Source organism: Streptomyces sp. NPDC046860 (assembly GCF_040645115.1).
In the GTDB taxonomy this organism is placed as follows: domain Bacteria; phylum Actinomycetota; class Actinomycetes; order Streptomycetales; family Streptomycetaceae; genus Streptomyces.
In genome coordinates this window covers 64661-90821 of the sequence record NZ_JBEYXQ010000011.1, presented here as the reverse complement: position 1 = coordinate 90821, position 26161 = coordinate 64661, and the positions used below count along the sequence as shown (strand labels likewise).

Sequence of the window (26161 nt, the reverse complement as noted above, 5' to 3'; positions counted from 1 at the left end):
TGGGACGGGACGGATCAGGGGCGGTGCTCGGCGGCTCGGCGCACCAGCGCCGCGAGCGTCCGGAACCAGGTGTGGGCCAGGTCCCGGACCTGGTCCTCGGTGAGGATTCCGGCCGCGTAGGCCCAGTGGGCGGTCAGTTCGGGCCCTTCCGGGCGGTCCTCGGTGAGGGCGTTGAGGGTCAGGGCGTGGGACATCGGCATGCCGGGGTCGGCGTCGAGGTCGGCGGCGGACTCCTCGGCCGCGTAGGACCAGTCGGCGGCCTCGGGGCGGTCGAAACGGCCCATGTAGTTGAACTCGATCTGCGGGTCTTCGAGCCCGGCCAGGCGGGTCGCGGTCTCGGGGTTGACGCGGCGCAGCAGGCCGTGGCCGATCCCGGCCGCGGGGAGGGCGGCGAGGTGCTCCCGGACGCGGGCCAGGGCGGCGTCCAGTTCCGGTCCGTCGGTGGGGGTGTCCGGGCCGGGGTCGAGCCGGACCGGTACGACGCTGGTGAACCAGCCGACGGTGCGGGAGAGATCGGCGTCCCCGGCGATCTCCTCCTCGCGGCCGTGCCCCTCCAGGTCGACCAGCACCGGCCCGCCGGGGCGGTCGGCACCCAGGACGCGGGCCCGCCAGTCGCCCACAGCGAGGGCGAACGCGGTGAGCAGCACGTCGTTGACACCGGCTCCGAACGCGGCCGGCGCCCGGCCGATCAGGGGCTCGGTGATCTCGGCCGGCAGGGTCAGGGAGAGGTACCGGGTGGTGGCGACGGTGTCACGGGCGGGGTCCAGCGGGCGGACCGAGGGCAGCCCCGCGCCCCCGGCCAGGGTCGCGGTCCACCAGGGCAGTTCGTCCTCGGTGGCGGGGTCGGCGGCACGGCGTTCCAGCAGCCGGGCCCAGCGCGCGAACGACATCTCCACCGGGGCGGGTCCGGGCACCCGGCCGTCCCGTACGGCGGCCCAGGCGTCGGCGAGGTCGGGCAGCAGGGCGCGCCAGGAGACGCCGTCGACGACGAGGTGGTGGACGAGGAGCAGCAGCCGCCCGGGGTGACCGGGCCCGGCGTCGAACCAGACGGCCCGGACCATCGCGCCGCTCTCGGGGTCGAGGCCGTCGCGGGCCGTCGCTGCGTGCCGGGCGACGGCGGCCCGCAGCCCGGCCTCGTCCGCGCCCCGCACGTCGGCGCGGGTGAGCCAGGGGCGGGTGTCGGTGGCGGGCGGCACCTGGAGCGCGGGGCCCGGCGTGCGGACGAGCCGGGCGCGGAGCATGTCGTGGCGCCGGGCCAGCGCGTCCAGTACGGCGTGCAGGCCGGGTTCGGTGAGGTCGGCGGGGGTGCGGAGCAGAGCGGCCTGGTGGTAGGCGGCGATGGGGCCGCCGCGTTCCACCAGGGCCCGCATGATCGGGGTGAGCGGGACCGTGCCGGTCCCGTCGTCGTGGGTGAGGTGCCGCTGACCGGGGTCGAGGGGGACGGCCACGGCGGCCAGGGCGGCGACGGTGCGGTGCCGGAAGACCTGGCGCGGGGTGATCCGCACTCCGCCGCTCCGGGCGCGGGCCACGAGCTGCATGGCGATGATGCTGTCCCCGCCGAGGGCGAAGAAGTCGTCGTCCGCGCCGACGCCCTCGGCGGGCAGGGCGAGCGTCTCGGCGAACAGGTCGCGCAGGGTGCGCTCGGTGTCGTTCCGCGGGGCGCGTCCGCCCCTGGTGAAGACCGGCGCGGGCAGGGCGGCCCGGTCGAGCTTGCCGTTGGACAGCGACGGCAACCGGTCCAGGACCATGACGGCGGCCGGGACCATGTAGTCGGGCAGCGTGGCGGCGGTGTGGGCGCGCAGCCCGGCGGGGTCCGCCGGCGTGCCGTCCCGCAGGACGGCGTAGGCGATCAACTGCCGTATACCGGGGCGGGGTTCGCGGGCCACGACGACCGACTGCGCGACGGCCGGGTGGGTGTCCAGCGCGGCCTCGATCTCGGCGAGTTCGACGCGGTAGCCGCGGATCTTGACCTGGTCGTCGGAGCGGCCTGCGAACTCCAGCAGGCCGTCCTCGGTCCAGCGGGCCAGGTCGCCGGTGCGGTACATGCGGGTGCCGGGTGCGCCGAAGGGGTCGGCGGTGAAGCGTTCGGCGGTGAGTTCCGGGCGGCCGAGGTAGCCGCGGGCGAGGCCGGGTCCGGACAGGTACAGCTCGCCGGTGACGCCGGGCGGGACCGGGCGCAGGGCGGTGTCGAGGACGTAGGCGCGGGAGTGGTGGACGGGGCGTCCGACGACCGGGCGTGCGCTGTCGCGGACGTGGCCGACGAGCGCGTCGACGGTGGCCTCGGTGGGGCCGTACAGGTTGACCGCCTCGGTGTGCGGCAGCGCGGCGAGCCGGGTCCACAGCGACTCGGGCACCGCCTCGCCGCCGAAGCCGACGAGGGCGAGCGGGCAGTCGCCGTCGGGGCCGATCAGGCCGCTGTCGGCCATGCGGGCGAGCAGGGAGGGGGTCACCTCGATGAAGTCGATGCCGTGGTCGCGGATGAAGGCGGCGAGGAGTTCGGGGTCGCGGCGGGTCTCGTCGTCGGCGATGTGCAGGGCGTGGCCGTCCAGGAGCCAGAGCTGCGGCTGCCAGGAGGCGTCGAAGGAGAACGACCAGGCGTGGCCGACACGCAGCCGGTCGCGTCCGGTGCCGCGGCGGGCTGCCGCGTGCAGGTCGTGGCGGTGGCTGTGGAAGAGGTTGGCGAGACCGCGCTGGGTGACGACGACGCCCTTGGGGCGGCCGGTGGAGCCGGAGGTGTGGATGACGTAGGCGGGATGGTCGGGGGCGGGGGCGGTGGGCTCGGCCTGCGGGAGGCCGTCCGCCGGGGTGTCCAGGAGCAGGACAGGGATGTCGGTGGCGGGCAGGGCGGTGTCCTCGGTGGTGAGGACGAGGACCGGGCGCGTGTCGGCCAGCATGCCGGTCAGCCGGGCCTCGGGCAGGTCCGGGTCGAGGGGCAGGTAGGCGGCGCCCGACTTCAGTACGGCCAGGATGGCGGCGATGTGCTCGGCGGTGCGGGGCAGGGCGAGGGCGACGACGCGCTCGGGTCCGGCGCCGTGTCCGGCGAGGACGCGCGCCAACGTGGTGGTACGGGCGTCGAGTTCGGCGAAGGTCCAGGTGGTGCGGCCGTCGGTGACGGCGACCGCGTCCGGGTCGGCGGCGACCTGGGCGGCGAACAGCTCCGGGACCGTGCCGAGGCGTTCGGCGGCGGGCAGGGCGTTGTCGTTCCACCGCTCCAGCACGGTGTGCCGGTCGCGTGGCCCGAGGAGGTCGAGCCTGCCGACGGGGCCGTCCGGGGCGGCCGCCATGCCGGTGAGGACGCGGGCCAGGGCGTCGGTGACGCGGCGCACGGTGGCCGCGTCGAAGAGGTCGGGGCGGAACTCGGCGGTCAGGCGCAGCCGTTCGGCGGGCTCGATCGCCCAGGCGAACGGGTAGTGGGTGGAGTCCCGGTGGTCGCGGACGGTCGCGCGGAGCGCCGCGCCGTCCGGGGTGTCGTCGGCCACGGGGTACGACTCGAACACGACCAGGGTGTCGAAGAGTTCACCGAGTCCGGTGGCCCGCTGGATGTCGGCGAGGCCGAGGTGCTGGTGGCGGATGAGCCGGGACTGCTCGTCCTGGAGCCGCTCCAGCAGGGCGGCCGTGCTCTCCCCGGCCCGGAGCCGGACCCGTACGGGCACGGTGTTGATGAAGAGGCCGATCATCGTCTCGGACCCGGCGAGTTCGGGGGAGCGTCCGGCGACGGTGGCTCCGAACACCACGTCGTCACGGCCGGTGAGCCGGCCCAGCAGGACGCCCCAGGCGGCCTGCACGAGGGTGTTGAGGGTGACGCCCCGGCTCCGGGCGAACGCCTCCAGCTCGGCCGTGCGGTCGGCGTCCAGCTCGACGGTGTGCGTGTGCGGGACGAGAGCGGTCCGGTCGGGGTCGGCGGGTGCCAGCCGGGTGGGTTCGGCGAGCCCGGCGAGGGCGTCGGCCCACGCGGCGGCGGAGGCCGCCGGGTACTGGGCGGCCAGCAGCCGCAGGTGCTCCCGGTAGGGGGCGGGCGGGGCCGGGGTGCGGCCCTCGTGGCGTGCCCACAGTTCGGCGGCGAGCAGCGGCAGCGACCAGCCGTCCAGCAGCAGGTGCTGGTGGGACAGCACGAGCCGGTGCCGCCCGGGACCGGTCCGGGCCAGCAGTATCCGCAGCAGCGGCGGCTGTCCGGGGTCGAACCCGCGCCGCTCCTGCCCGAGGAGCCGCTCCCATTCGCCGTCGGGCGCGTCGGTGAGGTCGAGCTGCCGCCAGGGCAGTACGGCGGTACGCGGGACGACGGCGACGGGGCGGCCGGAGGACAGGTACCGGAAGCCGCTGCGGAGGTTCTCGTGGGCGTCGAGCACGCCCTGCGCGGCGGCGCGCAGCCGGGCGGCGTCGAGGGGGCCGTCGAGGTCGTAGGTGACCTGGACGGTGTACACGTCCGGCCCGTCGTCGCCGGAGTCGAGGGCGGCGTGGAAGAGCAGGCCGGCCTGGAGCGGGGAGACGGGGAGGACCTCGGTGCCGGTCGGCAGGGCGGCGAGTTCGGCGCGCTCGGTGTCGGTGAGGCCGGGCAGCAGCGGGGTGTCCTGCGGCCGTTGTCCGGCGGCCTCGGTGGCGACCGCGGCGAGCCGGGCGGCCGTCTTGTGCCGGAACACGTCGCGCGGGCTGAACGCCAGCCCGGCGGCGCGGGCCCGGGCGACGAGCCGCATGGCGACGATGCTGTCCCCGCCGAGGGCGAAGAAGTCGTCCTCGACGCCCACGCGGTCGAGACCGAGGACCTCCGCGACGAGGGCGCACAGCGTCTCCTCCCGTCCGGTGCGCGGCCGGGTGCCGGTGACCTCGGCGGCGAAGTCCGGCGCGGGCAGGGCGCGGCGGTCGAGCTTGCCGCTGGGGGTGAGCGGGAGCCGGTCGAGCGGGACGACGGCGGCCGGGACCATGTGACCGGGCAGCGCCGCGGCGGTGTGCGCGCGCAGCCCGGCGGGCTCGGGGCGGGCGCCCCCGGCCGGGACGACGTAGGCGACGAGCCGCTCCTCGCGCAGGACGACGACGGCCTGGGCGACGTCCGGGTGTGCGGTGAGCACGGCCTCGATCTCGCCGGGCTCGACCCGGAAGCCGCGCAGCTTCACCTGGTCGTCGACCCGGCCGAGGTGCTCCAGCTCACCGGCCGGGGTCCAGCGGGCGAGGTCGCCGGTGCGGTACATCCGGGCGCCGGGCTCGGCGGCATGGGGGTCGGCCGTGAACCGCTCGGCGGTCAGGTCCGGCCGGCCGAGGTAGCCGCGCGCCAACTGGGCCCCTGCCAGGTACAGTTCCCCGGCCACGCCGGGGGGCACGGGGTTGAGCCCGGCGTCCAGGACGTAGGCGCGGGTGTTCCACACCGGGCGGCCGATGGGCACGGTGGCCGGCTCGGCCGGGACCTCGTGGGCGGTGACGTCGACGGACGCCTCGGTGGGCCCGTACAGGTTGTGCAGGCGGCTGCCGGGGAGCACGCGGTGGAACCGGGCGGCGAGCGGGGCGGGCAGGGCCTCGCCGCTGGACATCACCTGGCGCACTCCGGTGCACGCGGCGGCGGACGGTTCCTCCAGGAACAGCCGCAGCATGGACGGCACGAAGTGGACGGTGGTGACGCCCTGTTCGCGGATCAGCCGGGCGAGGTAGGCGGGGTCGCGGTGCCCATCGGGACGGGCGACGACCAGGGTGGCGCCGGTCACGAGCGGCCAGAAGAACTCCCACACCGACACGTCGAAGCTCGACGGCGTCTTCTGCAGCACCCGGTCCTCGGCGGTCAGCCCGTACGCGTCCTGCATCCACAGCAGCCGGTTCACGATCCCCGCCTGCGGAACCACCACCCCCTTGGGACGGCCCGTGGAACCGGAGGTGTAGATGACGTACGCGGGGTTCCGCGGGTCGTACGCGGTGGGCAGCGGGGCGTCGGCCGGGTGGTCGGGCGTGCCGTCGGCGTCCACGTGCAGCCGGGGTGTTCCGGTGTCGGGGAGGCCGGTGTCCTCGGTGGTGACGAGGCAGGCCGGGGCGGCGTCGGCCAGCATGCGGGCGAGCCGGTCGGCGGGGTCGGCGGGGTCGAGCGGCAGGTAGGCGGCGCCCGCGCGGTGGACGGCGAGCAGGGTGACGACCAGGGCCACGGAGCGCGGCAGCGCGACGGCCACGGTGGTCTCGGCCCCGGCGCCGTGCGCGGCCAGGGTGCGGGCGGCCCGGTCCACCCGCCGGTCGAGTTCGGCATAGGTGAGGGTGGTTTCCCCGAAGACGAGGGCGGTGGCGTCGGGGGTACGGGCTGACTGAGCGCGGAACAGCTCGGGCAGGGTGGCCTCGGGGAGCGGCCGGCCGGTGTCGTTCCAGCCGGTGAGGACCCGTGCGCGTTCGTCGTCGCGCAGGACGTCGAGCGTGCCGACGCGGCGGTCCGGGTCGGCGGCGGCCTGTTCGAGGACGGACTCCAGCCGGCGGGCGAGCAGGAGGGCGGTCGGTTCGTCGAACAGGTCGGCGCTGTACTCGATCCAGCCCTGGATTCCCTCGCCCTCGCCCTGCTCGACGAAGTCGAAGCTGAGGTCGAACTTGGCGCTGTCCTGGCCGACGGATTCGCGCCGGACGGTGAGGCCGGGCATGCGGGGCGCCTCGGTCCGGCCGGTGAGGTGGACGACCATCACCTGGAACAACGGGTGCCGGGCCAGGGAGCGTTCGGGGTTCAACGCCTCCACCAGCCGTTCGAAGGGCAGGTCCTGGTGTTCGTAGGCGGCGAGGCCGGTCTCCCGCACGCGGGCGAGCAGTCCGGCGAAGGTCGGGTCACCGGACAGGTCGGTGCGCAGGACCAGGGAGTTGACGAAGAACCCGACCAGGTCCTCCAGTGACTCGTCGGCGCGGCCGGACACCGGGGTGCCGAGCGGGATGTCGTCGCCCGCGCCGAGCCGGTGCAGCAGTGCGGCCACGGCGGCCTGGGCCACCATGAACACGCTGACGCCGTGGTCGCGGGCGAGGGCGCGCAGGGCGTGCTCCAGCCGGGGCGGCACGGTGAAGCCGACGGTGCCGCCCCGGCCGCCGGACTCGGCCGGGCGGGGGCGGTCGGCGGGCAGGTTCAGCTCGGCCGGGATTCCGGCGAGCGCCTCCGTCCAGTGGGCCAGCAGGCCGGTCTCGGCGGCCGCTGTCAGCTCGTGCTGCCACAGGGTGTAGTCGGCGTAACTCGTCGGCAGCGGGGCCCAGTCGGGCGCGCCGCCCTCGGTCCGGGCCGCGTAGGCGGTGCCGAGGTCGGTGAGCAGCGGGCGCTCGGACCACTCATCGGTGGCGATGTGGTGGAGCAGGAGGAGCAGCAGGTGTTCCTCCTGCCCTTGCTCGAACAGCACTGCTCGCAGTGGGAGTTCGGCCGCCAGGTCGAAGGGGTGGGCGGCCTCGGCGGCCGGGTCGCCGCCGACGAGCAGCGGGACGTGGACCTCGTCCGGTCGCAGGACGCGCTGGTACGGCACGCCGTCCTCGGCCGGGAACAGGGTGCGCAGCGGGGCGTGCCGTGCGGCCACGTCGTTCAGGGCGGCCTGGAGGGCGTCCCGGTCGAGGGTGCCGGTGAGCCGCCACAGGGCCGGGATGTTGTAGGCGGGGTCGGGGCCGTCGACCTGGTGCAGCAGCCAGAGCCGCCGCTGGGCCGGGGACAGCGGCAGCCGTTCCGGGTGCGGGCGTCCGCCACGGAGGGCGGGCCGGTCCGCGGTACGGGCCGTGTCGAGGCGGGCGGCGAGCCGGGCCGGGGTCGGGGCGTCGAAGACCGTGCGCAGCGGGACCTCGGCGCCGAGGACGGCGCGGACCCGGCTGACCAGGCGCATCGCGGCCAGCGAGTGGCCGCCGAGGGCGAAGAGGTCGTCGTGGACCCCGACCCGGTCCAGGCCCAGCACGTCGGCGAAGAGGGCGCAGAGGATCTCCTCGCGCGGGGTGCGCGGCGCGGTGCCGGTGATCCCGGTGGTGAGGTCGGGGTCGGGCAGGGCGCGGCGGTCGAGCTTGCCGCTGGGGGTGAGGGGCAGCGCGTCGAGCGTGACGTACACGGCCGGGACCATGTGGGCCGGGAGGGTGGCCGAGGCGTGGGCGCGCAGCACGGCCGGGTCCGGTGTCCCGGCCGACGGGACCACGTAGGCGACGAGCGCCTGGTCCCGGACCACGACCGCCGACCCGGTGACGGACGGGTGGCCGGTGAGGACGGCCTCGATCTCGCCGGGCTCGACCCGGAAGCCACGCACCTTGACCTGGTCGTCGGTGCGGCCCCGGTATTCCAGCGCGCCGTCCGCCGTCCAGCGGGCCAGGTCTCCGGTGCGGTACATCCGGGTGCCGGCCTCGCCGAAGGGGTCCGCGGTGAACCGCTCGGCGGTGAGCGCCGGCCGGTCCAGGTAGCCGTGCGCCAACTGGACTCCCGCCAGGTACAGTTCCCCCGCCACGCCGGGCGGGACGGGTCGCAGTCCGGCGTCGAGGACGTAGGCGCGGGTGTTCCACACCGGGCGTCCGATCGGGACGGCGGTCGCGCCGGGGCCGATCTCGGCCGCCGTGACGTCGACGGACGCCTCGGTGGGGCCGTAGAGGTTGTACAGCGCGGCGTTCAGCGTCTCGTGGAAGCGGCGGGTGAGCGGGACGGGCAGGGCCTCGCCGCTGCACATCACCCGGCGCAGCCCGGTGCACGCGGCGGCGGACGGTTCCTCCAGGAACAGCCGCAGCATGGACGGCACGAAGTGGACGGTGGTGACGCCCTGTTCGCGGATCAGCCGGGCGAGGTAGGCGGGGTCGCGGTGCCCATCGGGACGGGCGACGACCAGGGTGGCGCCGGTCACGAGCGGCCAGAAGAACTCCCACACCGACACGTCGAAGCTCGACGGCGTCTTCTGCAGCACCCGGTCCTCGGCGGTCAGCCCGTACGCGTCCTGCATCCACAGCAGCCGGTTCACGATCCCCGCCTGCGGAACCACCACCCCCTTGGGACGGCCCGTGGAACCGGAGGTGTAGATGACATAGGCCGGGTTCCGCGGGTCGTACGCGGTGGGCACGTCGGCCTCGGCCCCCGTCGGCAGGGCGCCGCGGATCACGGACACCGGGCGGGCGTCCTCGACCATGAGGGCGAGGCGGTCCGCCGGGTGGTCGGGGTCCAGGGGGAGGAAGGCGGCTCCGGCGCGGTGCGTGGCGAGCAGCGCGACGACGAGGTCCACCGAGCGTGGCAGGGCGACGGCGACGGTCTTGCCGGGCCCCGCGCCCTGACCGGCGAGCACGCGGGCCGTGTGCTCCACGCGGGCGTCCAGCTCGCCGTACGTCAGCCGCTCGCCCTCGAAGACGAGCGCGGTGGCGTCGGGGGTGCGGGCGGCCTGGGCACGGAACAGCTCCGGCAGGGTGGTGCCGGGAACCGGGAGGGCCGTGTCGTTCCAGCCGGTGAGGACGCGCGTCCGCTCGGCGTCGTCGAGGAGTTCCAGGTCCCGAACGGGCCTCGATGGTTCCGTGGCCGCCTGTTCCAGCAGGCGCAGCATCCGTTCCGCGAGGTGCCCGACGGTGGCGGGGTCGAACAGGTCGGTCGCGTACTCCAGCAGCAGGGTGATGCCGTCGGCTTCGTCGACGAAGGTGAAGTGCAGGTCGAACTTGGCGGCGCCGGTGTCCATGTCGTACCACTCGGCGGACAGGCCGAGCAGGGTGGCGGGGTCGCCGTCGGGGCGGTGGTGGTAGCCCACCATGACCTGGAAGAGCAGGTTGCGTCCGGCCACGCGCGGCGGGTTGAGCGCTTCCACGATCCGGTCGAAGGGCATGTCCTGGTGCTCGAAGGCCGCGAGCGACGATTCCCTGACGCGGCCGAGGAGTTCGGTGAAGGTGGGGTCGCCGGTGAGGTCGGCGCGCAGGACGAGGGTGTTGACGAAGAAGCCGACCAGGTCGTCCAGCGCGCTGTCGGTGCGGCCCGCGACGGGGGCGCCGAGCGGGATGTCGTCGCCCGCGCCGAGCCGGTGCAGCAGAGCCGCGGTGGCGGCCTGGAGCAGCATGAACATGCTGGTCCCGGTGGCGGCGGACAGCTCGCGCAGCGCCCGCCCGGTCCGCTCGGGCACGGTCCGGCGCACGATCGCTCCGCGCCCGGTGGGCCCGGCGGGACGCGCTCGGTCCAGCGGCAGCGGGAGTTCCTCGGGCAGCCCGCTCAATGTCCGCGTCCAGTAGTCCAGTTGTTGTTCCCCGAGCTGCCCGAGGAGCTGTTCCTGCCAGAGGGTGTGGTCGGCGTACTGGACGGGCAGCGGCGCCCGGTGCGGGGTGTCCCCGGCCGCGCGGGCCGCGTACGCGGTGTCCAGGTCGGCCAGGAAGGGGCGGTCGGACCACTCGTCGGTGGTGATGTGGTGCAGCACGAGCGCGACGACATGGTCCTCGGGACCGAGGCGGAACACTTGGGCGCGCAGGGGGAGTTCGCCGGCCAGGTCGAACGGGCGGCGCTGGGCGGCCTCGATCAGCGCGGGCAGCCCGTCCTCCGTGGCGTCGGCCACCGCGCACGGCACCTCGGCCTCCTCGGCCGGGAGGACGCGCTGGTACGGCTCGCCCTGGTGTTCGCCGACGAGGGTGCGCAGCGACTCGTGCCGGGCGGCGACGTCGCCGAGGGCCGCGCGCAGCGCGGGCAGGTCCAGCGGGCCGCGCAGCCGCAGGACGAGCGGGAAGTTGTACGCCACTGCCCCGGCCGGTCCGGAGAGGCGGTCGACCAGCCACAGCCGGCGCTGGGCGGCCGAGAGCGGGACGCGTTCGGGGCGCTCCGCGGCCGGGGTGAGCCGGGGGCGGGCGGGTTTGCCGTTGTCGGCGCGGATCGCGAGCAGGGCCGGGGTGGGCGCCTCGAACAGGTCGCGGATGGCGAGTTCGGTGCTCAGTTCGGTGCGGGCGCGGCTGATCAGCCGGGTGGCGAGCAGTGAGTGGCCGCCGAGGTCGAAGAAGTTGTCCTCCGCCCCGGCCTCGGGCAGCCCGAGCACCTCGGCGAAGAGGCGGCACAGGACTTCCTCGCGCCGGGTGCGCGGCCCGCGTCCGCCGCCGAGGGCGACGGTGGGTTCGGCGTCGGGCAGGGCGCGCACGTCGAGCTTGCCGTTGGCGTTCATCGGCAGGGTGGCGACGGTGACGAAGGCTGCCGGGACCATGTAGTCGGGCAGTTCGCGGCCCAGTTCCTCGCGCAGTGCGCGCACCAGGGCGCTTCTCTCGCGGGCGGCGGTGGGATCGTTGGCGTAGGGCGGGGTGCCGCCGCCGGGGCGGAACAGGCCGCCGGTGAGGCGGGGTTCGGCGGTGAGGAACACAGCGTCGTAGGTGCCGGTGGCCGCCGACCAGGTGGTCAGCAGCCGCTGCCCGGACTCCTCGGCGAGCAGCCGCAGTTCCTCGGGATCGACACCGCCCTCGACGGTCCGCCCGTCGGGGACGCCGGTCACGCGCAGGCCCTCGGGACGGGTGCCGCGCGGGCGGTCGCCGAAGCGCCCGGTGGTCGCCAGGATGCCGGCGACCAGCTCGCCGATGTCCTCGGTCCTGCGGTCGCCGCGCACGAGGCCGCCGACGGCGTGGGCGGTGTTCCAGCCGACGGTCGGCAGGTCCGCGAGGTCCACGTCGGGGCGACCGGTGTGGAGGACGACGTCGTAGCGGTGCCGGGTGAGTTCGTTGTGGTGGCGGCCGCGCTTGGTGCGCAGGTCGACGCCGACCCCGAGGGTGGTGAAGTAGTCGGGGTCGACGAGGAGTTCCTTCTCCAGCCGCAGCCCGCGCTCCACCGCGCGTTCCAGGTCGGCGTCGGCGGTGCCCCGGGCGCGCTGGATCTCGGTGTGGAGGACACGGGCGTGCCGCAGGTTGCGTACGTCGCCGACGAAGAGGGCGCCGCCGGGCGCGAGCAGGTCCAGGGCGCCGCGCAGGACGGTGGATAGGTGCTCGACGCTGGGGAAGTACTGGACGACGGAGTTGATGACGACGGTGTCGAAGTAGCCGGCCGGCAGCCCGGTCAGGTCCTCGGCGGGCTGGCAGCGGAGTTCGACCTTCGCCGCCAACTCAGGGTCCCGCCGCAGCTCCTGGCCGATCTTGCGGATGACGGGGGCGGCGAAGTCGGTCGCCCAGTACGCCTCGGCCTCCGGGGCGAGCCGGGAGAGGAGCAGGCCGGAGCCGACGCCGATCTCCAGGACGCGGCGCGGGTGGAGCGAGCGGATGCGGGCGAGGGTGGCCTCGCGCCACTCACGCATCTCCTCGAAGGGGATGGGCCGGCCGTCGTAGGAGCTGTCCCAGCCGGCGTACTCCTCGGTGAAGACGGCGGTGCCGATCTCCTCGTACTCGTCGGAGTAGATCTCCTGCCACTCCCCCACCTGCGCGGCCTCGGCGGCGGTGCGGTCGGCGCTGCCTTCGGGGGCGGGCACGACGTAGCCGACGAGGCGTTCGTCGCGGACAACGACGGCCGCCTGGGCGACGCGGGGGTGGCGGCTGAGGGCGGCCTCGATCTCGCCGGGTTCGACGCGGTGGCCGCGGATCTTGACCTGGTCGTCGGTGCGGCCGAGGAAGTCGAGGTTGCCGTCGGGGTTACGGCGCACGAGGTCGCCGGTGCGGTACATGCGCTCGCCGGGCGCGCCGAAGGGGTCGGCGACGAAGCGTTCGGCGCTCAGCGCGGGCCGGTCGAGATAGCCGCGGGCCAGGCCGATCCCGGCGATGTACAGCTCGCCGGGGACGCCGTCGGGCACGGGGCGCAGCCAGGTGTCGAGGATGTGGGCGCGGGTGCCCCGGATGGGGCGGCCCACGGTCGGCGTGGCACTGTCGAGGGTGCCGCCGCCGAGGGTGTTGATGGTGTACTCGGTGGGCCCGTACAGGTTGTAGCCGTACGTCCCGCCGGTGTCCCGCAGGGCCGTCCACACCGTCTCGGGGACGGCCTCGCCGCCGAGCAGCACCAGTGGGGGCACGTGGCCTTCGAGGAGTCCCTGTTCGATCAGGAGGCGGGCGTAGGTGGGGGTGACGTTGACGACGTCGACCCGGTGCCGTTCGCAGTAGGCGACCAGGGCCTCGGCGTCGCGGCGCAACTCCTCGTCGCAGACGTGCACTTCGTGGCCCTCGACCAGCCAGAGCAGCTCTTCCCAGGACATGTCGAAGGCGAAGGACACGGTGTGCGCGATACGCAGCCGCCGTCCGCCCGCCGAGGCGACGGCCGGGTCGAAGATCTCCTTCTGGTGGTTGAGCTGCATGTTGGTCAGGCCCCGGTAGGGCGTGACGACACCCTTGGGGCGGCCGGTGGAGCCGGAGGTGTAGATGACGTACGCGGGATGTCCGAGGCCGAAGCGGCGCCGTACGGGGGTGTCGGGGCGGGCGGCCAGGTCGGCGCGCGTGCCGGGGTCGTCGAGCAGCACTCGGGGTGTGTCGGCGTCGAGGGTGGCGGAGACGGCTCGGGTGGTGAGCAGGAGCAGCGGGCGGGCGTCGGCAAGCATCCCGGACAGCCGGTCGGCGGGGTGGTCGAGCTCCAGGGGGAGGTAGGCGGCGCCGGTGCGCAGCACGGCGAAGAGGGCGACGACCGTGTCCAGGGAGCGGGGCAGGCCGAGGGCGACGATCCTCTCCGGGCCCGCGCCGCGCTCGATCAGCAGCCGGGCCATCTGGTTGACGGCGGCGTCGAGTTGGACGAACGTCAGCGTCCGCTCGCCGCACACCAGGGCGCGGGCGTCGGGGGTGCGGGCGGCCTGGGCGGCGAGGAGGTCGGCGATGGTGTCCCCGGGCTCGGGGACCTGGCTCGCCTCCTGTGCGCGGCGCAGGGCGGTGTGCTCGGCGGGCAGCAGCGGGTCGAGGGAGCCGACCGGGGCGTCGAGGTCGGTGGTGAGCCGGTCCAGGAGCAGGGTGAACCGGTCGAGCAGGGCGCGGGCCCGGTCGGCGGGGACGAGGTCGGGCCGGTGGGTGAGGGTGACGGTGATGCGGCGGCCGGGGGTGACGACGAGGTTGGCCGGGTAGTGGGTGGCGTCCACGTTGGCGACGGCGGTGGCGCCGTGCCGGGTGCGGAGGGCGTCGAGGCGTTCCTCGGTGTCGTTGTCGCGCAGCACGAACAGCGTGTCGAACAGCTTGCGGTGCCCGGTCTCGGCCTGGAGCACGCCGAGGCCGAGGTGTTCGTGGGGCATGAGGTCGAGGCGTTCGTCCTGGACGCGGTGGAGCAGGGCGAGGACCGGCTCGGCGGGGTCGAGGACGATGCGGGTGGGGACGGTGTTGAGGAAGAGGCCGATGATGTCGCCGACGTGCGGGACCTCGCTGGGCCGTCCGGCGACGGTGGTGCCGAAGACGACGTCGGCGCGGCCGGTCGCGGTGGCGAGGGTGAGTCCCCAGGCCACGTTGAGGAGGGTGTTCAGGGTGAGGCCGTGGGCGCGTCCGGTCTCCCGCAGCCGCTCGCCCAGTTCGGCGCTGAGCCGGGTGTCGAGCTGGTCGGGGACGACGGGGGCGAGGCCGTCGGGGGCGGCCGGGGCGAGGAGGGTGGGCTCGTCGAGTCCGGCGAGCGCGGTGCGCCAGGCAGCGGTGGCCTCGGTGTCGTCCTGGGCGGCGAGCCAGGTGAGGTAGTCGCGGTAACTGCCGGGCGGGGCGAGCGCGCCGGGGTCGCCCGCGGTCTCGTAGAGCCCGAACAGCTCGTCCAGGAGGAGCCAGGCGGACCAGCCGTCCCAGAGGATCAGGTGGCGGCCGATGACGAGCCGGTCGCCGCGCCCGTCGCCCAGCCGCAGCAGGAGCATGCGGAACAGCGGCGGCCGGGACAGGTCGAACGTGCGGGCCCGCTCCGCCTCGGTCAACTCCGCGATGCGGGAGCCCTGTTCGGTGGCCGTGAGCCGGGAGAGGTCGACCTCCTCCAGCGGGATCTCCGGGTCGGCGACGATGAACTGCACCGGCCGGTCTAGGCCGTCGCTGGTGAAGCCGGCGCGCAGGCCGGGGTTGCGGTCGAGGAGGGTGCGTACGGCGGCGCGCAGGCGGCCGGTGTCGAGCGGGGTGGCGAAGTCGAAGGTCTCGTGGACGGTGTAGACGTCGAGGGCGCCCGCGTCGTACGCCGAGTGGAAGAACAGGCCCTCCTGGAGCGGGGCCAGCGGCCACACGTCGGCGACCTCGGCGGGGGCGGCCACCGCGCGGACGCGGGCGTGTTCGGTGTCGGTGAGGGTGAAGGCGGGGGGCGCGCCGGAGGGGGTGACGCTCGCGTCGCGGGTCACCGGGGCCAGGGCGGCGGGGGTGCGGTGGGTGAAGACGTCGCGCGGGCTGACCTCCAGCCCGGCCGCGCGGGCGCGGGCGGCGACGCCGATGGATCTGATGCTGTCGCCGCCGAGCCGGAAAAAGTCGTCGTCCGGGCCGACGTCGGGGATGCCGAGGACGGCCGCGAAGATCTCCGTCAGCGTGCGCTCCACCGGTCCGGAGGGCTCGCGGCGCAGGGCGCGTTCGGCCTCGGGGGCGGGCAGCGCGGCCTGGTCGAGCTTGCCGCTGGGGGTGAGCGGGAGGTCGTCGAGGACGACGTACGCCTCCGGGACCAGCGGTGCGGGGAGCGCCTCCGCGAGGGCGGCGCGCAGCCCGGCGGGGTCAGGGGTGGCGCCGGGCGCGGGGACGGCGTAGGCGACGAGGCGGTGGTCGCGGACGACGACCGCGCTCCGGGCGACGGCCGGGTGCCGGTTCAGGGCGGCCTCGATCTCGCCGGGTTCGACGCGGTTGCCGCGCAGCTTGACCTGCCGGTCGGTGCGGCCGAGGTAGTCGAGGGTGCCGTCGGGGCGGCGGCTCACCAGGTCGCCGGTGCGGTACATGCGGGTGCCGGGCGGGCCGAAGGGGTCGGCGACGAAGCGGTCGGCGGTCGGCGCGGGGCGCCGGTGGTAGCCGCGGGCCAGCTGGACGCCGGTCAGGTACAGCTCGCCGGGTACGCCGTCGGGTACGGGGCGCAGGCAGGAGTCCAGGACGCGCAGGCCGGTGTTCCACACGGGCCGGCCGAGGGGCACGACGGTGCCGGGGGCGTCGTCGACGGCGTGGTGGGTGACGTCGACGGCGGCCTCGGTGGGGCCGTACAGATTGTGCAGCGGGACCCCGGTCAGCTCGCGCCAGCGGCGGGCGGCGGCCGTGGGCAGTGCCTCGCCGCTGCTGAACACGCGGCGCAGCCCCGCTGCCCAGCCGGGGTCGGCGGTGACCTCCTCGGAGGCGAGGAACGCCTCCAGCATGGAGGGCACGAAGTGCAGGGTCGTGACGCCTTCGGCCGCGACCAGGCGGGCCAGGTAGGCCGGGTCGCGGTGGCCGTGCGGTGCGGCGAGGACGACGGCGGCGCCCTCGCACAGTGCCCAGAAGAACTCCCACACCGACACGTCGAACCCGGCCGGGGTCTTCTGCAGCACCCGGTCGTCGGCGGTGAGCCCGTACTCGCCCTGCATCCACGCCAGCCGGTTGACGATGGCGCGGTGGGTGACGACGACACCCTTGGGACGGCCGGTGGAGCCGGAGGTGTGGATCAGGTAGGCGGGGTCGTCGGGCCGGGCGGGGTCCCCTGCCGGGAGATCCGGCGGCGGCTCCTCGGCACCGCCGTCCACGGTGAGCACGTCGAGCCCGTCGGCCGCGGGCAGCCGGCCGGCGTCCGCGACCGTGGTGAGGACGGTGGTCGCGCCCGAGTCGGCCAGGGTGTACGCCAGCCGGTCGGCGGGGTGGTCCAGGTCGAGCGGCACATAGGCGGCCCCCGTCTTGAGGACGGCCAGCAGCGCCACCATCAGCTCGGCCGACCGGGGTACGGCGACGGCGACGAACCGCTCCCGGCCGATGCCCCGTGCCCGCAGCCGGACCGCCAACCGTTCGGCTCTGGCGTCGAGTTCGGCGTAGGTCAGCGTGGTGCCCTCGGCCACGACGGCGGTGGCGTCCGGGGTACGGGCGGTCTGCGCGGCCACGGCGGCGGCGAGCGTGGTCTCCGGGACGGGGCGCGCCTCCCCCGCCGGGTGGGCGTGGGCCAGCTCGCGCGGGGTCAGCAGGGCGACGTCGGCGACGCGGGTGCCGGGGTCCTCGGCGAGGGCGTGCAGGAGCAGGGCGAGCCGGTCGGCGAGGGCGCGCACGGCGTCGGCGCCGAGGCGCCCGGTGTGGTGCTTGAGGCGGAGGTCGAGGCGTCGGCCGGGCTTGACCACGAGGGCCAGCGGATAGTGCACGGTGTCGTGGAAGGCGTGTCCGGTCACCGCGATCGTCGCGGCCGCATCGGTGATCCCCGATGTCCCCTCGCCGCCGGGGTAGTTCTCGAACACCACGAGGGTGTCGAAGAGTTCGCCGCCGTCCGCGTGGCCGGCCGCGCGGTGGATGTCGGCGAGGCCGAGGTGCTGGTGGCCGAGGAGGGCGCTCTGCTCGTCCTGGAGCCGGTCCAGCACCTCGCCCAGGGTGTCGGCGGGGGCCCAGCGCAGGCGGGTCGGCACGGTGTTGATGAAGAGGCCGATCATCGACTCGATGCCGTCCACGGCGGCGTCCCGGCCGGAGACCGTGGTGCCGAACACGACATCCTGACGGTCTGTCAGCCTTCCGAGCAGCAGCCCCCAGGCCCCCTGGACGAGGGTGCCCGGGGTGACTCCGCGCTCCCGGGCGCGGGCGGTGAGCCGGGCGGTGGTGCGCTCGGACAACTCCAGTCTCACCTGGGCCGGTTCGACGGCCCCGGAAGTGGCCGGGGCGCGCACCAGCAGGGTGGGCTCCTCGATCCCGGCGAGCGCGTCGGCCCACGCCGCCCGGTCGGCTTCGCGGTCGGCGCCCGCGATCCGGCGGAGGTAGGCGCGGTAGGGGGTGACCTGGGGCAGCGGCTCGGGATTCTCGCCGTACAGGGCGAGCAGTTCGCGGTGGAGGACGGGCAGGGACCAGCCGTCGGCCACGATGTGATGGAACGTCAGGACAAGTCGGCTGCTCTCGTCCGTGAGCCGGATCAGCGCGCAGCTCACCAGGGGCGGCCGCGCCAGGTCGAAGCGCCGCACCCGCTCCGCGGCGGCGACGGCGTCGGCGCGGGCGTGCCGGGCGGCGGGGTCTCTCTCGGCGGTCAGGTCGGTCTCGTGCCAGGGCAGGGCGAGCCCGGAGGCGATGATCTGGAGGGGACGCCCGTCGGGGGTCTGCCGGAAGCAGGCGCGCAGCGGGGCGTGCCGGTCCAGGAGCCGCTGGGCGGCGGTGCGCAGGAGGGCGGCGTCGACCGGGCCGGTCAGCTCGATCGTCTGCTGCACCACGTAGGCGTCGTGTTCGGCGCCGTCGACCAGGGCGTGGAAGAAGAAGCCCTCCTGGAGCGGGCCGAGCGGGAGGACCTCGTCCACGGTGAGGTCGGCCGCGATCTCCTCGGGCGCCGGGACCGCCCAGGGCACCGTCTCGCCGTCCGTCCCGGTGGTGCCGGTGCGGGCCACGGTGGCCAGCGCGGCGGCCGTGCGGTGCCGGAACACGTCGCGCGGGGTCAGTTCCAGTCCGGCGCGGCGGGCGAGGACGAGGAGTCGGACGGCCACGATGCTGTCGCCGCCGAGCACGAAGAAGTCGTCGTCGGCGCCGACCCTGGGCACACCGAGCGCGCGGGCGTACAGCTCGCACAGCAGCCGTTCGCGGGCGGTGGCGGGCGGGCGTCCCCCGGCGACGGGGGTGCGGTCGGGGACGGGCAGCGCGGCGGCGTCGAGCTTGCCGCTGGGGGTGACCGGCAGCCGGTCCAGCGGGACGAAGGCGGCGGGGACCATGTAGTCGGGCAGGGCCCCCGCGGCGTGGGCGCGCAGGTCCGCCATGAGCGCGGTGACGTTGCGGAAGGGCGCCGGGCGGTTGGTCAGGGGCCGGCCGGTGCCGGGGCGGTACGGGGCCGGGGCGGGCGGGGTGCCCTCGGGGGTGAACAGGGCGTCCAGTGCGCCGTCCTCGGCGTCGCCGTCCCAGGTGAGGTCGGCGCGGTGGCCGTGCCGGGCGGCGATCCCGTGCAGGGTCTCGGGGTCGATGTCGTGGGGGCCGGTGGCGGTCCTGCTGCTGTCGTCCAGGGCGGCGAGGGCGCCGAGGTCTTCGGCGAGCCGGGAGTTGGGGATGCCGGTGACGCGCAGGGGGCGGTCGGTGGCGGCGAGCAGGCCGGAGAGGGCTTCGGAGAGGGCCTCGGCTGAACCGAGGGCCTGCCAGGGCGTCGCGGGCGGTTCGTCGTGCGCCGGGGGCGTGCCCGGCCGCAGGACCACGTCGTAGCGGTAGCGGGTGAGTTCGTTGTGGCGGGTGCCGCGCTTGACGCGGATGTCGGCGGTGAAGCCGTCGAGGGAGGCAAAGTAGTCCGGGTCGACGAGGAGTTCGCCCTCCCAGGCGACGGCCCGGTCGACGGCGGCCCTCAGCGCCTCCTTGTCGTCGCCCCCGGCCCGCCGCCCCTCGACGGCGGCGCTCAGGGTGCGCAGCAGCCGCAGGTTGCGCACGTCGCCCACGAACAGGGAGCCGCCGGGGGCGAGCAGGGCGGCGGCGTCGCGGAGCACTCCGGTGAGGTAGTCGCCGCCGGGGAAGTACTGGACGACGGAGTTGACGACGACCGTGTCGAAGTACCCCTCCGGCAGCCCGGCGAGGTCGTGCGCGGGACGTGCCGACAGAGTCACCCGGTCGGCGAGTTCGGGCACCCCGGCCACCTGGGCGGTCAGCGCGCGCACGGCCTCCTCGGAGAGGTCGGTGCCCCAGTACGCCTCACAGTCCGGGGCGAGCCGGGACAGCAGCAGGCCGCTGCCGACGCCGATCTCCAGCACGCGCCGGGGCCGCAGTTCCCGGATGCGGGCGACGGTCGCCTCGCGCCACTCGCGCATGTCGGCGAGCGGGATGGGCTGCCCGTCGTACATGCTGTTCCAGCCCGCGAAGTTCTCCGCGAAGTCGTCGGCGCCCGCGGCCGAGTACAGCAGTTCGTGCAGGTCCTTCCAGTCCTCGACGCCGCCTTCGGGGGTGCCGTCGAGGGCGGGGACGACGTAGGCGGCGAGGCGGCGCTCGCCGGGCCGGTCCTCTCGGACGACGACCGCGGCCTGGTCGACGGCCGGGTGGGAGCGCAGGACGGACTCGATCTCGCCGGGCTCGATCCGGTAGCCGCGGATCTTGACCTGGCTGTCGGCGCGGCCGTGGAACTCCAGTCGTCCGTCGGCCTTCCACCGCACGAGGTCGCCGGTGCGGTAGAGCCGTTCGCCGGGGGCGCCGAAGGGGTCGGCGACGAAGCGTTCGGCGGTCAGTCCGGGCCGGCCGAGGTATCCGCGCGCGAGTCCGGCGCCGCCGAGGTACAGCTCGCCGGTGACCCCGGCGGGCACGGGCCGCATCCGGTCGTCGAGGACGTACGCGCGGGTGCCGGGGTCGGGGACGCCGATGGGGACGATGGTCCCGGGCGGGGTGTGCGGATCGCAGCGGCCCAGCGTGGAGTTGGTGGTGGCCTCGGTGGGGCCGTAGGCGTTGAACATCATCCGGCTGCCCGCGTACCGGGCGACCAGTTCCGGGGAGACGCGTTCGGTGCCCGCCAGCAGGGTTGCCTCCGGCGGGAGCCGGACGTCCTCGGGCATCGCGGCGAGCAGGGCGGGCGGAAGGATCATGAACGTGACGCCGTGCTCGCGGGCGTACTCCGCGAGGGGCTCGCCCGGCAGTCGGCGGTCGGCGGGGACGACGACGAGACGGCCGCCGGAGAGCAGGCCGAGGCACAGGTCCCAGAAGGCCACGTCGAAGCTGGGCGAGGCGAACTGGAGCACCCGGCTGTGCGGGCCGATCCCGAACCGCTCGCGCTGGGTGGCGACGAGCCCCGCCACACCGGCGTGCGAGAGCACGACACCCTTGGGGCGGCCGGTGGAGCCGGAGGTGTAGATGACGTACGCGGCGTGCGCGGGCGTCAATCCGGCTGCCGCGGCCGGGTCGTGGGTGGGGCGTTCCGCCAGCTCGGCGAGGGTGTCCGGGGCGTCGAGGACGAGCGGGCCGGTGCCGGGCGGCAGGTCGGGCAGCACCTCGGCGGTGGTGACCAGGCAGACCGGCCGGGCGTCGTCGAGCATGTAGGCGATGCGGTCGGCCGGGTAGTCGGTGTCGACGGGCAGATAGGCGGCGCCCGCCTTGAGGACGGCGACCTGCGCCACGATCATGTCGGCCGAGCGGGGTACGGCCAGCGCGACGACCTGCTCGGGACCGGCACCCCGCGCGACCAGGGCATGGGCCAACCGCGCTGCCCGGGCGTCGAGTTCGGCGTAGGTGAGGCGGACTTCCCCGTGGATGAGCGCCGTTTCCCCGGCGCGGGCGGCGACCTGGTCCGCGAACATGCGCGGCCAGGTGCTCGCGGGCACGTCGTGCGCGGTGTCGTTCCAGCCGGTCAGGATCTGGTGCCGCTCGTCGTCGGTGAGGAGTCCGAGGTCGGCCACGGCGGTGTCCGGGCGGGCCTCGGCGGCGCCGAGAAGGGTGCGGTAGTGGCCGAGGGCGCGGTCGGCGGTGCCCGGTCCGAACAGGTCGGCACGGTGGTCGGCCACCACCGTCCCGTCGGCCACGGACAGCGCGAGGTCCAGCGGGCCGCCGTCGGTCCAGGGGGCGCTCCCGAACCCGGTGGCGCACAACACCCTGCCACGTCGGGTGGGTTCGGGGGCGAGCAGCCGGAGCAGTGCGGCGGTGGGGAGCCGGTGTTCCTCGGCCTCGGCCCGTGCCGCGGCGACGCGTGCGCGCAGCTCGGCGAAGGGGGTACCGCCGTCCACGGTGATCCGCAGCGGGAGCCCGTCGTGGGCGACCGTCACCTCGGTGACAGGTGCCGCCGCGTACCGGTGCAGCAGGGCGACGAAGGCGGCGAGGAGGGTGTCCTCCCCCGCGCCGGTGACGAGTCGGGCCGTGCGCCGGTCGCGGGGTGCCGAAGCGGCCGGGCGGTTCGGGTGGGGCCGGTCGAGCGGCAGCGGGGTCTCGGGGGCCGGTGCGGCGAACCTCCCCCGCCAGTACGCCTCCCGGGCGGGGTCCGGTACCGAGGAAGGTATGTGAGAACGAAGCGAGTTGTCCGACACAGGCGCCCGTGCCTCCCCATAGGTGTGGAACGGCTCAGCGGAGCCGCGACCGCTCGCATAGTAAGGTGAGGTTTGCCTAACTCAACAGTCCCCCTTGGAGATTCGGCGGCCCGCGCCGAGGCGCCTGAGGTTATGCTCACCCAAGTCGCCTTCAGGGGTGCCGCCACACTCCCCAACTGGGCTTTCGAGTAAGGGAGATGGGCCGCAGATCCTTGTCCGGCGACACCTCGGACGACGGTATGGAGACCGGTACGTGACCGAAGGAAGAAGGCTCCGCACCACCGCGCTGGTGACCCTGGTCGTCGGACTGCTCCTGCTGCTGTCCCTGCTGTCGGTGGCGCTCGGCGCGCTCAGCGTCCCGCTCGACCAGGTCGTCCGCTCGGTCCTCGGGCATCCGCCGAGCCGGCTGGTGGACAACGTCGTCTGGTCGGTGCGCGTACCGCGCACGCTGCTCGGCCTCACCACGGGCGCGGCGCTCGGCATGTCCGGGGCGCTCATGCAGGCCCTGACCCGCAACCCGCTGGCCGATCCCGGCATCCTCGGGGTCAGCGCGGGCGCGTCGTTCGCGATCGTGGTGGCGGTCGCGGTGTTCGGCGTGGGCTCGCTGTACGGCTATGTGTGGTTCGCCTTCGCCGGGGCGTTCGCGGCGAGTGTGCTGGTGTTCTTCCTGGGGCGGCTCGGCCGGTCCGGGGCCACGCCGGTGAAGCTGGCGCTGTCCGGGGTGGCCGTCACCTCGATGCTGTCCTCGCTGACCAGTGCCGTGGTGCTCACCGACCAGGACGCGCTGGACCGGTACCGCTTCTGGTCGGCTGGGTCGCTGGCCGACAAGGACTCCGGCGAACTGCTGCGCATCCTGCCCTTCCTGGCGGTGGGTGCCGTGCTGGCCCTGGCCTCGGCGCCCGCCCTCAACAGCATGGCGCTGGGCGACGACGTGGCCGCTTCACTGGGCCGCCGGCTCGGGCTCGTCCGGCTCCAGGGCGTCACCGCCGTGGTGCTGCTGACCGGAGCGTCGGTGGCGGTCATCGGCCCGGTGGTCTTCCTCGGCCTGGTCGTGCCGCACATCGCCCGGCTGCTGGCCCAGTTCGCCGGGATCGGCCCGGACCACCGCTGGCTGCTGCCGCTGTCGGCCGCGATCGCGCCGGCGCTGCTGCTCGCCGCCGACATCCTGGGCCGGACGGTGGCCCGCCCCACCGAGATCCAGGCCGGTGTGCTGGTCGCCTTCCTCGGCGGCCCGTTCTTCATCGCCCTGGTCCGCCGCCGCAAGCTCGCGGAGGTGTGAGCATGGCCGCCCCCGCGAAGACCACCGCGTCCCCCGTCCTGCGTGACCGGCCCTTCCGGCTCGCCGTGCCGCCGGTCTCCGGGATGCTGCGCCCCCGGCTGCTGCTGACCGGCGTGGCCGTCGCCGTCGGCGCGTTCCTGCTGTTCTGCTGGGGCCTGACGCTCGGGGACTACCCGGTGCCCCTCCCCGACGTGGTCCGGGCGCTCGCCGGCACGGGCGACCCCGGCACGGTCACCGTCGTCCAGGACCTCCGGCTGCCGCGCGCGCTGACCGGTCTGCTGGTCGGGGTGGCCTTCGGGGTGTCCGGCGCGGTGTTCCAGACCATGACCCGCAATCCGCTGGCCAGCCCCGACATGATCGGGCTCACCGAGGGCGCGGGCACGGCGGTGGTCGCCGCGGTGGTCCTCGGACGGACCGGCGGCCTCGGCCTGTCGACGCTGGGACTGCTGGGCGCGCTGGCGACCGCGCTGCTGGTGTACGCGCTGGCGTGGAAGGGCGGGGCCACCGGGTACCGGATCATCCTCGTCGGCATCGGCGTCTCCTGGATCTGCACCAGCGCCACCGACTTCCTGGTGGCGCGGGGCGACCGGTTCCAGGCGCAGGAGGCGGTCGGCTGGCTGGTCGGCAACCTCAACGGCCGTACCTGGGAGCAGGTCGACACCCTCGCCCTCGCCACGGCCGCGCTGCTGCCGCTCACGCTGGGGCTGGGCCGCTGGATGCGCACGCTCCAGCTCGGCGACGACGTGGCCGCCGGGCTCGGCACCCCCGTCCAGCCGGTCCGGCTGGCGCTGCTGCTGACCGGGGTGGGCCTGGTCGCCTTCGGTACGGCGGCCGCGGGGCCGGTGGCGTTCGTCGCCCTGGCCTGTCCGCAGATCGCCCAGCGGCTGGCGGGCACCTCGTCGCCGCCCGCCCTCGTCTCCGGTCTCACCGGCGCGTTCGCCGTGCTCGGCGCCGACCTCCTCGCGCGCGAGGCGGTGCCCGGCACGGAACTGCCGGTCGGGATCGTCACCGGCGCCCTCGGCGCGCCCGTCCTGCTGTGGCTGCTCATCCGCGCCAACCGCGCGGGCTCTGGAGGCTGATGCACATGTCGACCACCGAACCGCGCGTCCGGCGCACGACCAAGTCGCCTGTTTCTGGCCCGGAGTTGAGCGCCAGCGGTCTGCGGCTCGCCTACGACGGGCGGACGGTCGTGGAGGATCTGGACCTCACCGTGCCGACCGGCCGCGTCACCGCCATCGTCGGCGCCAACGCCTGCGGGAAGTCCACCCTGCTGCGGGCCCTCGCCCGGTTGCTGACCCCGCGCCAGGGCGTGGTGGAGCTGGACGGCGTCGCCCTGCGCGAGGTGCCCACGCGGGAACTGGCCCGCAAGCTGGGCATCCTGCCGCAGACCCCGGTGGCGCCGGAGGGGCTGACCGTGTCCGACCTGGTGGGCCGGGGGCGTTCGCCGCACCAGACCTGGTGGCGGCAGTGGTCGGCGGCGGACGAGGAGGCGGTGCGCGGGGCGCTCGCCGCGACCGGGCTCACCGCTCTCGCGGACCGGCCGGTGGACGAGCTGTCCGGAGGCCAGCGGCAGCGGGCCTGGATCGCGATGGCCGTGGCCCAGGGCACACCGGTGCTGCTGCTGGACGAGCCGACCACCTATCTCGACCTCGCCCACCAGATCGACGTGCTGGACCTGATCACCGACCTGAACCGGCGCGAGGGGCGCACGGTCGTGATGGTGCTGCACGATCTCAACCAGGCGTGCCGGTACGCCGATCACGTCATCGCCATGAAGGCCGGCCGGATCGTCGCCGAGGGCGCGCCCGCCGAGGTGGTGACCGAGGAGACCGTGGCGGACGTGTTCGGGCTGCGCTGCCGGATCGCACCCGACCCGGTCAGCGGTACCCCGCTGGTCATCCCGCTGGGGCGGCACCACCACGACCGCCCCGGCACGGTGGACGCCGTCGCGGCGGCCGTCGACTGACCGGCGGCCGCCGCTCGCGGCTCAGGGGCGCGAGGTGAGGTAACCCCCCATGGTGCGGAAGTAGTCGGTGGCCGCGTACTCGGTGCCGTCGTCCGTGCGCACCCGCTTCACCAGCAGCCCCCGGCCGTGCCCGGTGTGCGCCTCGCCGCCCGCCACGACGACCACGCCGTCGCCCTCCCGGATGAAGATCCGGCCGGGCGTGCCGCCGTACCGTCCCTCGGAGACGGCGGCCGAGACGATCCGCAGCCGCTGCCCGCGGTGGTAGGCGTAGGCGTTCGGGTACGGGTCCGACTGGGCCCGCACCAGGCGTTCCAGCCGCTCGGCGGGCCAGGTGAAGTCGATGCGGCTGTCCTCGGCGGAGCGCTTGTGGAAGAAGCTGGCGCGGGAGCGGTCCTGCGGCATCCACCGGCCGGCGTCCCGGCCGGAGGCGATGAGGTCCAGCGACTCGCGCACCAGCGGCGCGATGAGGCCGACGGTGCGGTGGAACAGGTCGGTCGCGGTGTCGGCGGGGCCGACCGGCACGGAGCGCTGCACCAGGATGTCCCCGGCGTCGAGTCCGGCGTTCATGCGGTGCGCGGTCACGCCGACGCGCTCCTCCCCGTTCAGCAGGGCCCAGATGATCGGGGAGAAGCCGGCGTACGAGGGCAGCAGCGAGTCGTGGATGTTGAGGGTGCCGTGCTCCGGCAGGTCGAACAGCTCGGGTGGCAGCCAGGTGCGCCAGTTGTTGGCGACGATGATGTCCGGGCGCGACTCCTTCACGGCGGCGAGGAGTTCGGCGTCGTCGGGGCGGTTGCGCAGCAGTACGGGGACGCCGTGCTTCTCGGCGAGTTCGGCGACGTTGTCGTCCCAGATCTTCTCGTAGGCGTGTTCGCTCTTCGGATGGGTGAGGACGAGGACGACCTCGTGCTCGGAGTCGAGCAGCGCCTGCAGCGTGCGGTGACCCCAGGTCTGGTAGCCGAGCATGACGACCCGCATACAGCCCTTCCCTTCAGAGACTCCATTGCTAGGTAAGCCTTACCTTATCTAGCATGGGCCTGCCTGAGGGAGGCGATG

The 26161-nt window shown here is 74.9% G+C and carries 5 protein-coding genes; 3 read left to right on the top strand and 2 right to left on the bottom strand.

Annotation, left to right across the window (positions count from 1 at the left end; all coding sequences use genetic code 11):
* Nucleotides 1-14 precede the first annotated feature (14 nt).
* Nucleotides 15-21758 (bottom strand): non-ribosomal peptide synthase/polyketide synthase, encoded by a 21744-nt coding sequence (locus tag ABZ898_RS17935; RefSeq protein ID WP_361659536.1) that lies wholly within the window; start codon nt 21756-21758, stop codon nt 15-17.
* Between the two features lie 358 nt (nt 21759-22116).
* Between ABZ898_RS17935 and ABZ898_RS17930 the strand changes: the two genes are divergently transcribed.
* From ABZ898_RS17930 to ABZ898_RS17920, 3 genes are read left to right on the top strand one after another with little or no spacing between them, the layout of a single operon-like run.
* Complete coding sequence (locus tag ABZ898_RS17930; RefSeq protein ID WP_361659168.1) at nt 22117-23142, top strand: iron ABC transporter permease; 1026 nt, start codon at nt 22117-22119, stop codon at nt 23140-23142.
* Between the two features lie 2 nt (nt 23143-23144).
* Nucleotides 23145-24221, top strand: coding sequence for an iron chelate uptake ABC transporter family permease subunit (locus ABZ898_RS17925; RefSeq protein ID WP_361659166.1), 1077 nt, complete (start codon nt 23145-23147; stop codon nt 24219-24221).
* A gap of 5 nt (nt 24222-24226) precedes the next feature.
* On the top strand, nt 24227-25108 hold the full coding sequence (locus ABZ898_RS17920) for an ABC transporter ATP-binding protein (RefSeq protein ID WP_361659163.1): 882 nt from the start codon (nt 24227-24229) through the stop codon (nt 25106-25108).
* A 21-nt stretch (nt 25109-25129) separates the two neighbouring features.
* Here the strand turns inward: ABZ898_RS17920 and ABZ898_RS17915 are convergent, their stop codons facing one another.
* The gene (locus ABZ898_RS17915) at nt 25130-26083 is read right to left on the bottom strand and encodes a methionyl-tRNA formyltransferase (protein WP_361659160.1); all 954 of its coding nucleotides are present in this window, start codon (nt 26081-26083) and stop codon (nt 25130-25132) included.
* Between the last annotated feature and the right edge of the window lie 78 nt (nt 26084-26161).

Coding starts and splice junctions, on each gene's coding strand:
- ABZ898_RS17925 (WP_361659166.1), top strand. CDS start 23,145: ATGGCCGCCCCCGCGAAGACCACCGCGTCCCCCGTCCTGCGTGACCGG.
- ABZ898_RS17920 (WP_361659163.1), top strand. CDS start 24,227: ATGTCGACCACCGAACCGCGCGTCCGGCGCACGACCAAGTCGCCTGTT.
- ABZ898_RS17915 (WP_361659160.1), bottom strand. CDS start 26,083: ATGCGGGTCGTCATGCTCGGCTACCAGACCTGGGGTCACCGCACGCTG.